Genomic DNA, 14,367 nt, shown 5'->3' on the forward strand with positions numbered 1-14,367 from the left:
TATATAGAGGGGCTTGTAAATGATAGATATTTATGCAGAAGTAATAATAAATAGTGATGCTGTTTCCATTGATAAACCCTTTACGTATTTAGTAAAGACTGAAGATAATGAAATAATTAAAGTGGGTTATAGAGTTAAGGTGCCTTTTAGAACAAGGCTTGTAGAAGGATTTATAGTAGGTCTTAAATGTGATCTTAATGAACCCATAAAAAGCATAAAAAAAATTAATAAACTTATGGATGAAGAGCCTATTTTGTCTAGAGATGATTTGAAAATTATAGATTTTTTGAGAAAAAAATATTTATGTAAATACATTGATGCAATAAGGGCAATAATACCTGCAGGTATTATGAAAGGAGAAAAAAGTAAAAAGAAAAAAGTTATTTCAATTTCTCTTCCATTGCCAAAGGAATTAGAAGAAAAAAGTATATATTTTAATTTATATAAGTTTGTTAGTGAAAATAATGGGATTTATACAAAAACAGAATTATCAAAGGAAAAAGGTTTCTCTATATATGCAATTAATAAGCTTATTGAAAAGGGAATATTAAAAGTTACAGAAGATATTGTTTATAGGTATAATACTAGAGATTTTAATACGGATATAGAAAAAAAATTAAATAAGGATCAGGAAAATGCAGTTTTAGAAGTTATAAATTCAAAAGAAAAGGGCTTCTTAATTAAAGGCGTTACAGGTTCTGGTAAAACAGAAGTTTATATGAGCATTGTTAAGCATATTTTAAGTTTAGGAAAGTCAGCAATAATATTGGTTCCGGAAATAGCACTTACTCCTCAAATGATAGAAAGGTTTAAGGGACGATTTGGAAGAGATGTAGCTTTATTTCATAGTAGATTATCTATAGGTGAAAGATATGATGAATGGTTTAGAATTAAAGAAGGAAAAGCAAGACTTGTGGTAGGTGCTAGAAGTGCTATATTTCTTCCAATGAAGGATCTTGGAATAATAATTGTAGATGAAGAACATGAAAATACATATAAGTCAGAACAAAATCCTAAATATGATACAAGAGAAGTCGCAGAAGAGTTAAGTAAAATAAAAAACTGCAAGTATGTTTTCGCATCCGCAACTCCATCAATTGAAAGTTATTATAAATGCTTATGTAAAAAGCTTAAGTTAATAGAATTAAAAAGAAGAGTTAATAATAAATCACTTCCAAGAGTTCATATAATTGACATGAGAAAAGAACTAAAGGAAGGTAATATGTCTCTTTTAAGTAGATCTTTAAGAGAAAAAATTAGTGAAACATTAAAGCAAAACAAGCAAGTTATTTTATTTTTAAATAGAAGAGGCTTTTCAACTTTTGTGTCTTGTAGAAAATGTGGTTATGTATTTAAGTGTGAAAAATGTGATATTGCAATGACTTATCATAAAAGTGGATATTTAGTTTGTCATTATTGCGGTAGAACCATTAGGCAAACTAGAATTTGTCCTAAATGTGGTAGCAAATATGTAAAGTTTTTTGGGGCAGGAACAGAAAGAGTTGAAACTGAAGTGAAAAAATATTTTAAACATGCAAGAATATTAAGAATGGATGTTGATACTACAAGATATAAAGATTCTCATGAAAAAATTTATAATGCTTTTAAAAATCATGAAGCAGATATATTAATAGGAACTCAAATGGTTTCTAAAGGTCTTGATTTTAAAGATGTTACTTTAGTTGGAATATTAGCCGCTGATATGTCTCTTAATATACCAGATTATAGATCTCAAGAAAGAACATATCAAATTGTAACCCAAGTATCTGGAAGAGCTGGAAGAGGAGATGACAAGGGAGAGGTACTAGTTCAAACATATACACCTGAAAGTAAAATACTAAAATATGCTGCAATAAATGATTATGATAGTATGTTTAATGATGAAATAAAAATAAGAAAGATTATGAATTATCCACCTTTTTCGAAGATTTTACTTATAAATTGTTCAAGTGTAAATGAAAATCTTTTAAGGGATTTTATGAACAAAATAAAAAAAGGTCTTTTAGATATTGAAGAAGCTAATTATATGGAAATTTTAGGACCATCACCATGTATTATTTCAAAAATTAAGGGAAAATTTAGGTGGCAAATAATAATTAAAGGTACATTTGATTTAGAATTTGCAAAAAAAGTTAAAGATATACTTTATCATTTAGGAAAGAGTGTATATAATGAAATAAGAATAAGTATAGATATAAATCCAAATAATATGATTTAGGAAGGTGAAATTAATGGCACTTAGAAATATAAGAATTGAAGGGGACGAAATACTTAGAAAAAAATGTAGAAAGGTAGAAAAAATAGATAAGTCCATCATTACATTAATACAGGATATGGCTGAAACTATGTATAAAGCTGATGGAGTTGGAATTGCGGCACCTCAGGTAGGGATTTTAAAAAGAATATTTGTAATTGATATTTATGATGATACTGGACTTAAGGTATTTATTAATCCAGAAATTTTGGAAGCAAAGGGGAGTCAAATTGGTGAAGAAGGATGCTTAAGTCTTCCAGGTAAAAGTGAAGAGGTTGAAAGACCTAACTATGTAAAAGTTAAAGCATTAAATGAAAAAGGTGAAGAATTTATATTAGAAGCTGAAGAACTTCTTGCAAGAGCTGTATGTCATGAAAATGACCATCTTGATGGAATTTTATATATAGATCATGTAAAATAAGGAGTGATTTTATGAACATAGTATTTATGGGAACTCCTGATTTTGCAGTTCCATCATTACTTACATTAAGTACAAAATATAATGTATCAGCTGTTTTTACTCAACCAGATAGACCAAAGGGAAGAGGAAAAAAATTAGCTTTTTCTGATGTGAAAGAAGCAGCATTATCAAAAAATATACCAGTTTATCAACCTGAAAAATTAAAGGATGATAGAGAATGTATAAATATTTTAAAAGAACTAAAGCCTGATTTTATTATTGTTGTAGCATTTGGTCAGCTTTTAACAAAAGAAGTTTTAGATATTCCAAAGTATGGTTGCATTAATCTTCATGGTTCTCTTCTTCCTATGTATAGAGGTGCTGCACCTATTCAGTGGGCTATTATAAATGGAGAAAAAGAATCTGGTAATACAACCATGCTAATGAATGAAGGGTTAGATACTGGTGACATACTTCTTCAGAATAAGGTTGAAATATCTGAAAAAATGACAGCAGGAGAATTATATGATATTCTAAAAGAAAGAGGAGCAGATCTTTTAGTAGAAACAATAGAAGGATATTCAAAAGGTCAAATTCATAGAGTAAAACAAAGCAATGATACTTTTTATGCTAAGATGTTAAATAAAGAAATAGCAAAAATAGATTGGAATAAAAGCGCATCTGATATTAATAATTTAATTAGAGGTTTAAATCCATGGCCTATTGCTTATACTACATACAAAGATCAAAAAATGAAAATTTTTGAGGCAAATGTAATTAAAGTAGAGACAGATAAGAAACCAGGTAGTATAATAAGTGTGGATAAAAAAGGACTTAAGGTAGCTTGCAAGAAAAATATTCTTCAAATTACTAAAGTTCAATTTCCAAATGGAAAACCACTAACTATTGAACAATATATAAATGGACATAAATTTGATAATGACATTCTTTTAAGATAGGAGGAATTTATATGTTTTTATTTGATAGTACAATGATTTTGTTAATTCCAGGAATAATAATTGGGATAATTGCTCAAGGTATGGTTAGTTCTCGTTATAATTATTTTAAGAAAGTAAGAAATAGAAATGGTTATACAGGTGAGCAAGTTGCAAGATTAATGCTAAATGAAGCTGGTTTATATAATGTTAAAATTGCCTATTCTAATGCTGAACTTTCAGATAATTACAATCCTAAAAGTGAGATACTAACTTTATCTAAAGAGGTTGCATTTGGATCATCAATTGCAGCTGCTGGAATTGCAGCTCATGAAGTAGGTCATGCAATTCAGCATAGTACATCTTATGAACCACTTAAGGTTAGAAATTCAATTATTCCAATAGTTAATTTTAGTTCTAATGCTTGGATTATTATGTTTATGCTAGGGTTATTTTTTGGAAGCCAATTTTTGGCTAAGATTGGAATAATACTTTTTGCAGTAGCTATGATATTTCAAATTGTTACATTGCCAGTTGAATTTAATGCATCAAATAGGGCACTTAAAATTTTATCATCTAGAAATATATTATATGGCGATGAATTAGATGGAGCTAAAAAAGTTTTGTCAGCAGCAGCATTAACATATGTTGCAGCAGCATTAATGTCAATTTTACAATTAATTAGATTAATTGTTATAAATAATAGAAATGATTAAGAGGTAAAAATATGAATAGTAGAAACATTGCGGTTAAAACCTTAGATAGAATTATAAACGAAGGTGCATACTCAAATATAATTTTATCAAATGAACTAAACAAGTCAGATTTATCTGATGTAGATAAAGCTTTAGTTACTGAAATAGTTTATGGCACATTAAGAAGACTAAAAACAATAGACATGATAATAAAGAGTTTCGTAAGAGATATATCAGAAATGGAAAAAACTACTCTTAATATCTTGAGAGTTTCAGTTTATCAAATGAAGTTTTTAGATAAAGTTCCTTCTTATGCAGCATGTAATGAAGCAGTAGAAATGGCAAAAGAAGTTTCAGAACAAGATGGGAAACTTGTCAATGGAATTTTACGTAATTTTGTAAGTAAGGAAGGTAATTATGATATTCAATTTAGAAATAAAATAGACCAAATTGCTTATGATTTATCTTTTGAACCATGGATGATAAGAATGTTTATTAAGCAATATGGTGAAAAGGAAACTCTTGAAATATTAAAAGGATTAAACAATGTACCATCTGTTACAGTAAGAGTAAATGATTTAAAAGCTGATTATGAGGAAACTTTTGAGACATTAGAAAATAATGGCTATGAAGTAGATGAAGGATCAATTTGTCCTGAAGCAATTACAATTATAGGCGGAAAAGGTGTAGATAAAAATGAATTATTTGCTGAAGGTAAAATAACAGTTCAAGATGAAAGTGCTATGCTTGTTGCACCACTATTAGACATTGAAGAAGGACAGACTGTTATAGATATTTGTGCAGCCCCAGGTGGAAAAACTACACATATTGCAGAACTTTTAAATAATACAGGTAAAGTATTGGCATTTGATCTTCATGAAAATAAACTTGATTTAGTTAAAGAAAACTGTAATAGACTTGGAATAACAAATGTTGAGTTATGCCAAATGGATGCAACTAAAATTAATTCTAAATACATAAATATTGCTGATAGAATCTTAGTAGATGTTCCATGTTCAGGACTTGGAATTATAAGAAAGAAACCTGAAATAAAATGGAATAAGAAGAGAAAAGATTTAAAGGAACTTGTGCCAATTCAAAGGGAAATTATGAATAATGCTTGGGAATATTTAAAAATTGGCGGAGTAATGGTTTATTCGACTTGTACATTAAATAAAGAAGAAAATGAAGAAAATGTAAAGTGGTTTTTAGAAAATCATAAGGATGCAGAAATTGTTACTTTCTTTGTTGGTAAAGGTAGAAACTTAAAATATGATAGAGAAGGATCTCTTACTATTTTCCCTGATAGTGAAATGGATGGATTCTTTGTGACAAAATTCATTAAAAAATAGGAGTTATATATGGATAATTTATTAGACTATTCATTAGAAGAATTATCCCAGTGGATGGAATGCAATAAAGAAAGTAAATTTCGTAGCAAGCAAGTAATGTCGTGGCTATATAAGGGAATTTTTACTTTTGATGAAATGAAAAACATTCCTAAAACTTTAAAAGAAAAATTAAATAATAATTTTTATATTGGAATACCGAAGGTTACTTATGAATACACATCTAAAATTGATGGAACTAAAAAGTTTTTGCTTGAGTATAAAGATGGCAATATAATTGAGTGTGTTGTTATGAAATATAAACATGGAAATTCAATATGTGTATCCACTCAAGTAGGTTGCCTTATGGGTTGTAAGTTCTGTGCTTCTACATTAAATGGCAAAGTTCGAGATTTGTCAGCAGGCGAAATTTTAGGCGAAGTAATTTTAGCTCAAAAAATTACTGGTGAGAGAATATCTAATATAGTTTTAATGGGAAGTGGAGAACCTTTAGATAATTATGATAATGTAGTAAAATTTATAAGGCTAGCCAATGCTGAATACGGATTGAATATAGGCCAAAGGCATATAACGCTTTCAACATGTGGTATTGTACCTAACATTTATAAGCTTGCAGATGAAGATTTAAGTATTACTCTTGCCATTTCTCTTCATGCCTTTAGTGATGAGAAGAGAAAGCTTATTATGCCAATTGCTAATAAGTATTCTATAAGTGAAATTTTAGAGGCTTGTAGAAATTATATAAAAAAAACAAACAGAAGAATATCTTTTGAATATTCATTAGTAAAAGATGTAAATGATTCAATTGAAGATGCCAAATCCCTTGGAAAACTTCTTCATGGGATATTGTGTCATGTAAATCTTATTCCTGTAAATCAGGTAGTAGAAAATGATTTTAAAAGGTCAACAGATAAATCTATAGATGAATTTGAAAAAACTTTAAAAAAGTCAGGCATTGAAGTAACAGTAAGAAGAGAAATGGGCAGTGATATAAATGCAGCATGTGGCCAATTAAGAAGAAGTTATATAAGTGAGAAGAAAGATTAAGGTAACCCAAAGGAAAAGGGGGATAATAGCATGATTAGTATGATTAGTGATATTGGCAATAAAAGAAGCTTAAATGAAGATTATGCTGGATATTTAGAAAAGGAAAATTATAAAATATATGTTGTGGCAGATGGTATGGGCGGTCACAATGCTGGTGAAGTGGCAAGCAAAATGGCTGTAGAAGCAATTGTAAGTTATATATCAGAAAATATAAATAACAAGAATTACAATGAAATTTTAAAAAAAGCCATTAAAACAGCTAATAATGCAATATATGATTTTGCAAGTACTAGTGAAAAATTAAATGGAATGGGAACTACAGTTACTGCTTGTCTTGTTATTAATAATAAAGGTTTTGTAGCTAATGTTGGTGATAGTTCATGCTTTTTAATTAGAAATAATAAAATAAAAAAAATAACTAAAGATCATTCGCTTGTGCAGGAACTTCTTGATCTTGGCACTATTTCAGAAGAGGAAGCATTTAATCATCCTAAAAAAAATATAATTACAAGGGCTGTAGGAACAAGTAAAAAGATTCTTATTGATGTTTTTGAAATAGATATTTTAAAGGATGATATTATAATGCTTTGCTCTGATGGACTTACAAATGAAATTCAAAAGAATGAAGTATTAGAAATTTTAAATAGTGCAAAATCTTTAAAAAATGCTTGCGAAAAACTAGTATTAGAAGCAAAAAATAATGGCGGCAGAGATAATATAACAGTTTTGTTGTTTGGAGGAGATGAATAGAATGATAGGCCAAATTTTAGGAGATAGATATGAAATTCTAGAAAAGATTGGCGAAGGCGGAATGGCCGTTGTTTACAAAGCACGATGTAATAAGCTTAACAGATTTGTTGCAGTAAAAATATTAAAAAAAGAATTTGCAGACAATGAAGAAATTGTAGGGAAATTTACAAGAGAAGCAACTGCAATTGCTGCTTTATCTGATCCTAATATAGTTAATATTTTAGATGTTGGCAAACAAGATGATTTAAATTACATTGTTATGGAATATGTTGATGGAAAAACATTAAAAGACATAATAAGAGAATATGGAAGGCTTAATTTCGATTCAACAATTGATGTAGCAATTCAAATAGCTAAAGCCCTTGATTGTGCTCATAAAAATAAAATAATTCATAGAGATGTTAAGCCTCAAAATATAATGGTTATGAAAGATGGCAGAATAAAAGTAACAGATTTTGGAATAGCTAAATCAGCTTCTTCAGCAACAATAACTAATACTACAACAATAATGGGATCTGCTCATTATTTTTCGCCAGAACAAGCAAAGGGAAGTATGGTGGATGCTAGAACAGACCTTTATTCCTTAGGAGTTGTTTTATATGAAATGGCCACAGGAAAACTTCCCTTTGAGGCAGAGTCACCAGTGTCTATTGCATTAAAACATATACAAGAAGATGTTGTGCCTCCTAAGCAAATAAATTCTAAAATACCAGATAGTTTAAATAATTTAATAATTAAAGCTATGCAAAAGGACCCTAATAGACGTTATCAATCAGCAAAGGAAATATTAAAAGATCTAGAAAAAATTAAAGATGATCCAAATGCAGTTATTGGTGCTGGAACAGTAGATGATGATAATGAACATACAATTGTTATGTCACCTGTAAAAGATGATATAGCTGCTACTAATTATTATGAAAATAATGATAATCAAGATCAATACGATAGCGAAAATGAAGAAGATGATGAATATGATGATGATGAATACTATGATGATGAATATTATGATGATAAAGAAAAACCAAAAAAGAAAGGCAAAAAAATAGCTTTAATAGCATTAGCTGTAGTTCTAGTATTAGGTATAGTAGGTGTTGTATGTGCAAACTTATTATCTGGAGGTTCAATAATAGGTGATAGTTCTAAAAAGGATGTAGTAGTACCTAATATTTCTGGAATGACTATTGATGAGGCAACAAAAGCATTAAAAGAGGTTGGACTTGAACTTGTAGATAGAGGATCAGAAAAGAGCAGTGAACCTGAAGGAACAATAATAGGAGTAGATCCTAAAGAAGGTACAACTGTAAAGGAAGGGTCTAAAGTTAATGTTATTACTAGTGAAGGTTCTGAAAAAGTTAAAATGTTAAATTTTTCTGGAGCAGAATTAAGTGATGTTAAAGATTTCTTGGACAATAATGATATTAAATATGAAATTACAAATGCTCCTAGTGATGAAATAGAAAGTGGTCTTGTTATTAAAACTGATCCTGGTGAGGGTAAAGAACTTGACAGTAGTATTACAGTTAAAATATATGTAAGTTCTGGACCTGAAACAAAACTATATACTGTACCAGATGTTAAGGGGTTAACTCTTGATGTAGCACAAGAAAAACTTTCAAATTTTGATGTTAATATTGTAGAAAAGGATGTAACATCTGATAGTCAAGTAGGTGTAGTTTTATCTCAAACTAATGCCGGCAAAAAGTTAGAAGCTGGTTCTACTGTAATAATAACAGTTGGAAAAAAGAAAGAAGAAGCTGAGAAGTCTATTTCAAGTCTTATTTCAACTGGAATGTATGCAAGTAGTGCAAAGACTATATTAGAAGCAAATGGGTACACTGTTTATATTGAAGGTGATGCTGACGGAAAGGTTAAATCATGGTCTCCTTCTTCTGCCAAAAAAGGTGATACTATCACAATAGTAGCGGAAAAAGAAAAAACAGATACTTCTGGATCTGGAAAAGGTAATTCCACTAATGAAAATAATAATAACAATAACAATAACAATAATTCAGGTTCTAATAATGACCAGTCAGAAAATAGTTCTTCAAATAATAAGAAAAATAATTAAGATAATTTTGTGGTTGTCGCATTAGCAGTTAAAAACTGCTGGCGATAAGCCACTTTTTTTATCTTAAGAAGATTTATGTAAAAGGATAATGTTTATTTTTAGCAGCTATTTTTCATGTTTTAAAATAAAAGTATTGCATTATTAAAGGAATATTTTTATTATTATATATGTATAGTAAAAAAATTGGAGGATTTAATGAAAGGAATTATAATAAAGGGAATTGGTGGTTTTTACTACGTAAAAACTGAAAATGGCATAATAGAATGTAAAGCAAGGGGAAAGTTTCGTCATAAGGATATGAAACCTATGGTTGGTGATAATGTAAGAATTGAAACTCATAATGGAAAAGGAACTATTGAAGATATTTATAAAAGGCATTCAAGACTTTTAAGACCAACTGTTTCTAATGTATCTCTTGCATTTATTGTTTTTGCAGTTAAAAATCCAGATATAAACATAGACCTTTTAAATAGATTTCTTGTACTTTGTGAAAGTAGTAATATAAAGGCCATTGTCTGTTTAAATAAAGTTGATTTAATAAATGAAGAAGAAAAACAATTACTAAAAGAGCAAATTAATGAAATTGGATATGAAGTACTATTTATTAATGCTAAAGAACAAAAAGGTATTGATTATTTAAAAGAATATATGAAGGGGAATATAACAGTATTATGTGGTCCTTCTGGAGCAGGTAAGTCCACCCTTATAAATGCTCTTACAGAAAAAGAACATATGGAAACTGGTAAAGTTAGCGACAAAATAGGTAGAGGTAAGCATACTACAAGGCATAGCGAACTTATTGAAATAGAAGATGGATATATTGTTGATACTCCAGGATTTTCAACTCTTGATGTTTCTTTTATAGATAAAGAAAATTTGAAATATGCCTTCCCTGATTTTGAAGAATTTAATGAATGTTGTAAATTTAGAGGATGCATGCATTATAAAGAACCTTCATGTGCAGTAAAAAATGCTGTAGAAGAGGGTAAAATTAATAAACAAAGATATGATTTTTACATAAGAACTTTAAAAGAAATTTTAAAGATTAAAAAATTTTAAAAAGGAGATATAAAAATGATAATTTCACCATCAATATTATCAGCTGATTTTTCTAAATTAGGTGATGAAGTAATTAGAGTAGATAAGGCAGGAGCTGAATGGATTCATATAGATGTAATGGATGGAGATTTTGTGCCTAATATTACTCTAGGGGCACCTATTATAAAGGCTCTTAGAAATAAAACTAAAAAGGTTTTTGATGTGCATCTTATGGTAAAAAATCCAGGTAGATTTATAGACGATTTTATAGATGCAGGAGCTGATATAATTACTGTTCATTATGAAGCTGAAACACACATAGATAGAACTTTAAATTACATAAAATCAAAAGGAGTAAAGGCTGGCATTGCAATAAATCCAGGAACTCCAGTGTGTATTATAAAAGATTTAATTGGAATTTGTGATATGGTACTTATAATGTCTGTAAATCCAGGCTTTGGTGGACAAAAATTTATTCCATATTCTATATCAAAAGTTGAAGAAGTTAATGAATTAAAGGAAAAATATAATAAGGATTTAATTATAGAAGTTGATGGAGGAGTAAATAAGGATAATATAAAATCTTTATATGAAGCTGGAGTAAATGCTTTTGTAGCAGGTTCATCTGTATTTAAAGAAAATAAAATAGAAGAAAATATTAAATTATTAAGGGAAAGTATATAATGAAAGTTGTAATTGTAACAGGAGGTAGTGTTCCATCTAAAGAACTTCTTTTCTCTTCTTTAGATGCTCAAGATTTTGTAATTGGTGTAGATAAAGGTTGCGATGTTTTATATAAATATAAAATAAAACCATCATTAATCTTAGGAGATTTTGATTCAATAGACCCAAATATCTTAAAAGAATATAAAAATCAAAATATACCAATGATGAAATTTAATCCAGAAAAGGATTATACAGATACTGATTTAGCTTATGAAAAAGCAAAAGAAGTTAAGCCATCTAAAATTATAATTTTAGGCGCTACAGGAAGCAGAATGGACCATACTTTAGGAAATATAGGAATACTCTTAAAAGCAATAAAAGAAGGATATAATGTAGAAATATTAGATGAAAATAATAGAATGTTTATAGTTGATAAAGCAAGCAGTTTTAGCGGCAACTATGGTGATACCATATCTTTTCATGCCATAAGTAATGTAGTTACCAATTTTAATATATGGGGGGCAAAATATAATTTGTCCAATTATAATATGACATTATTTGAACCTAGGGCTGTTTGTAATGAATTTTTAGATAATGATATTAATATATCTTTTGATAGTGGTATGATTCTAGTTATTTATTCTAGAGATTAATAATATTAAGGTACATATTTATTTGATTTTAAAATATAATATATTATAAAATAATTCATTTGAGGAAATAACATGAAAATAGTTGCTATAAAGCTTCCTAAATTTATATCTAATCTTATAAAATTCTTTATAAGGAAAGATAAATAATATTATTTTATTAAGGCCAAGAATTATAAAATAATTACTTGGCCTTTTTATATATTATTAAATTAATGAAAATTTAACATAATTATTATACTTGTAGTTGTTATGGGGATTAATAATTAGTATAATACTAATTATTAAATATATTATATAATAAGGTATTAAAAAATATAGCAAGTAATGTTATAATATTAATGTTATTTAATGCATATTATATTATTCTTGAATAATATTATTTTCTAATATAAAATAAGAAATAGAAAATATGAGGAGGAAGTAATATGGTTGGATTTTCAAGTGAAAATGGGAATATAAATTATTCTGACGAAGTACTTAGAAAAATAGTAGGTCTTGCAACTATGGAATGCTATGGAGTAGTAGGTATGGTTGCTAAAAATGCTAAGGATGGCTTCTGGGAACTTATAAGAGTTGAAAATTTAAGTAAAGGTGTTAAGGTATCTTTATCTGATGAAAATTCCTTAAACATTGAATTATTTGTAATGGTTGAATATGGTACTAAAATTTCAGTTATTGCAGATAATATAATTCAAAAGGTAAGATATAGTGTCGAAAATTACACAGGATTAAAAGTTTCTTCAATAGAAGTAAACGTTCAAGCGGTAAGAGTTTAGGAGGTAACCTAATGGAACATAAATCAATCAGTGGTAAAGACTTTTATAACATGGTTGTAAATGCAAGTAATAGATTAATTGAACAAAGTGATTTTGTAAATGCTTTGAATGTTTTTCCAGTACCTGATGGAGACACTGGAACAAATATGTCAATGACATTTAAAGCTGCAGTAAAAGAAATAGAAAATATAAATACTAAGTCTATAGGTGAAGTATCTAAAAAATTAGCTAAAGGTGCTCTTATGGGAGCAAGAGGTAATTCAGGAGTTATTTTATCTCAAATACTTAGAGGCTTTTCAAAAGGTCTTGATGGTTTAAATGAAGCAACTACAGAAGATATAAAAAGAGCATTTGTTGAAGGGCAAAAATCAGCTTATAAGGCAGTTATGAGACCAACTGAAGGTACAATTTTATCTGTAATAAGATATGCTGCAGAAGAAGGAAATAAGAGTCAAAAGGAAGATGTTACTGAATTAATGGAGGAAATTACAGTTAAAGCAAAGGAAATGCTTGATAAGACTCCAGAACTTTTGCCGGCCTTAAAAAAAGCAAAAGTAGTTGATTCAGGAGGTATGGGTCTTTATATTATATTAGCATCAATGACTGAAGCATTAGAAAAAGGAATAGTAGCTACAATTAATGATAAGGATATTGCACCAGGCTCTTTAAAGGCTGCAAAGTCAGGAACTGGAGCTTCTAGTGAAGCTGATATTAAATTTGGATATTGTACTGAATTTATAATATTAGGAGATGCAAGTGCTGCAAATGATTTTAAATCATCAATAGAAAATTTAGGAGATTGTACAATAGTTGTAGGTTATGAAGATGTAATAAAAGTTCATATACATACTAATGATCCGGGACTAGTACTATCAAAAGCCGTAAAGCTTGGTGAACTTTCAAAAATCAAAATTGATAATATGAGAGAAGAACATAGAGAAATTCTAGAACTTCAAGGTGCTGATAATTTAGCAGCTGTTGAAAATAATGATGAAGAAACTGAAACTAAAAAATATGGATTTATAACTGTTGCAATGGGTAGTGGCATAAAAAACATATTTACTGATTTAGGTGTAGATTATGTAATTGAAGGTGGTCAAACAATGAATCCTTCAACTCAAGATATCTTAGATTGTATAAACAAGGTAAATGCAGAAAATATATTTATTCTTCCTAATAACAAAAACATAATAATGGCTGCTAAACAAGCTGCTGAAATTACTGAAAAAAATGCTATAGTAATAGAAACTACAACAATTCCTCAAGGAATAACTTGTATAACATCATTTAATCCAAATGCTGAATTAGAAGAAAACAAAGAGCAATTAATGAATGCTATTAGTACGGTTAAAACAGGATCTGTAACATATGCTGTAAGAGATACAGAAATGGATGGAATTGAAATTAAGGAAGGAAATATGCTTGGACTTCTTGAAGGTAAAATTAAAGAAGTAGGTATGAATAAATTTGAAGTTTGTGAAAAGATTCTTCAACAAATGGTAGATGAAGATAGTGAACTTATTACAATCCTTTATGGAAAGGATGTAGAAGAAAATGATATTAAGCCTTTTATTGAAAAACTAGAAGATGAATATGAAGATTTAGATATTCAATGTTATTCTGGAAATCAACCTTTATATTATTTCTTTGTTTCAGTAGAATAACTTATATAAAAGCACCATGAAAAATTATATTTTTTATGGTGCTTTTTTTTGGAAAAAATTCTTGTACACTAG

General features: G+C 28.6%; 13 protein-coding genes. All 13 read left to right on the forward strand.

The genetic code is table 11. From position 1 onward, the window contains the following. The first annotated feature begins 19 nt into the window (after positions 1–19). The 13 genes from priA to ACTNAO_RS00430 all read left to right on the forward strand — a co-directional run bounded on the left by priA (position 20) and on the right by ACTNAO_RS00430 (position 14,295). Positions 20–2,218 (forward strand): primosomal protein N', encoded by a 2,199-nt coding sequence (gene priA / locus ACTNAO_RS00370; RefSeq protein WP_441027235.1) that lies wholly within the window; start codon positions 20–22, stop codon positions 2,216–2,218. A gap of 13 nt (positions 2,219–2,231) precedes the next feature. Further along, positions 2,232–2,675, forward strand: coding sequence for a peptide deformylase (def, locus tag ACTNAO_RS00375; RefSeq protein ID WP_441027237.1), 444 nt, complete (start codon positions 2,232–2,234; stop codon positions 2,673–2,675). Between the two features lie 11 nt (positions 2,676–2,686). Beyond that, positions 2,687–3,613 (forward strand): methionyl-tRNA formyltransferase, encoded by a 927-nt coding sequence (gene fmt / locus ACTNAO_RS00380; protein ID WP_441027239.1) that lies wholly within the window; start codon positions 2,687–2,689, stop codon positions 3,611–3,613. A gap of 11 nt (positions 3,614–3,624) precedes the next feature. Then, on the forward strand, positions 3,625–4,305 hold the full coding sequence (locus tag ACTNAO_RS00385) for a zinc metallopeptidase (RefSeq protein WP_441027240.1): 681 nt from the start codon (positions 3,625–3,627) through the stop codon (positions 4,303–4,305). Positions 4,306–4,316: 11 nt separating this feature from the next. Further along, positions 4,317–5,636 (forward strand): 16S rRNA (cytosine(967)-C(5))-methyltransferase RsmB, encoded by a 1,320-nt coding sequence (gene rsmB, locus ACTNAO_RS00390; protein ID WP_441027242.1) that lies wholly within the window; start codon positions 4,317–4,319, stop codon positions 5,634–5,636. Positions 5,637–5,645: 9 nt separating this feature from the next. Further along, positions 5,646–6,680: a 23S rRNA (adenine(2503)-C(2))-methyltransferase RlmN gene (gene rlmN, locus ACTNAO_RS00395; protein WP_441027244.1), complete on the forward strand. Its 1,035-nt coding sequence runs from the start codon at positions 5,646–5,648 to the stop codon at positions 6,678–6,680. Between the two features lie 30 nt (positions 6,681–6,710). After that, positions 6,711–7,430 carry a Stp1/IreP family PP2C-type Ser/Thr phosphatase gene (locus ACTNAO_RS00400; protein WP_441027246.1) on the forward strand — a complete coding sequence of 240 codons (720 nt, stop codon included), beginning with the start codon at positions 6,711–6,713 and terminating at the stop codon, positions 7,428–7,430. Between the two features lies 1 nt (position 7,431). Then, positions 7,432–9,498 carry a Stk1 family PASTA domain-containing Ser/Thr kinase gene (gene pknB / locus ACTNAO_RS00405; protein ID WP_441027248.1) on the forward strand — a complete coding sequence of 689 codons (2,067 nt, stop codon included), beginning with the start codon at positions 7,432–7,434 and terminating at the stop codon, positions 9,496–9,498. Between the two features lie 195 nt (positions 9,499–9,693). Further along, positions 9,694–10,557, forward strand: coding sequence for a ribosome small subunit-dependent GTPase A (rsgA, locus tag ACTNAO_RS00410; protein WP_441027250.1), 864 nt, complete (start codon positions 9,694–9,696; stop codon positions 10,555–10,557). Between the two features lie 15 nt (positions 10,558–10,572). Then, complete coding sequence (gene rpe / locus ACTNAO_RS00415; protein ID WP_441027252.1) at positions 10,573–11,220, forward strand: ribulose-phosphate 3-epimerase; 648 nt, start codon at positions 10,573–10,575, stop codon at positions 11,218–11,220. Next, entirely contained in the window at positions 11,220–11,855 is a 636-nt protein-coding gene (locus ACTNAO_RS00420) for a thiamine diphosphokinase (protein WP_441027253.1), read from the forward strand. The genes rpe and ACTNAO_RS00420 overlap by 1 nt, the downstream gene beginning before the upstream one ends. A gap of 425 nt (positions 11,856–12,280) precedes the next feature. Beyond that, positions 12,281–12,631: an Asp23/Gls24 family envelope stress response protein gene (locus tag ACTNAO_RS00425; RefSeq protein WP_441027521.1), complete on the forward strand. Its 351-nt coding sequence runs from the start codon at positions 12,281–12,283 to the stop codon at positions 12,629–12,631. 11 nt (positions 12,632–12,642) lie between these two features. Then, positions 12,643–14,295 carry a DAK2 domain-containing protein gene (locus tag ACTNAO_RS00430; protein ID WP_441027520.1) on the forward strand — a complete coding sequence of 551 codons (1,653 nt, stop codon included), beginning with the start codon at positions 12,643–12,645 and terminating at the stop codon, positions 14,293–14,295. Positions 14,296–14,367: the final 72 nt, after the last annotated feature.

The organism is Clostridium sp. HCP1S3_C6 (genome assembly GCF_052066735.1).
Classification (GTDB): Bacteria; Bacillota; Clostridia; order Clostridiales; family Clostridiaceae; genus Clostridium.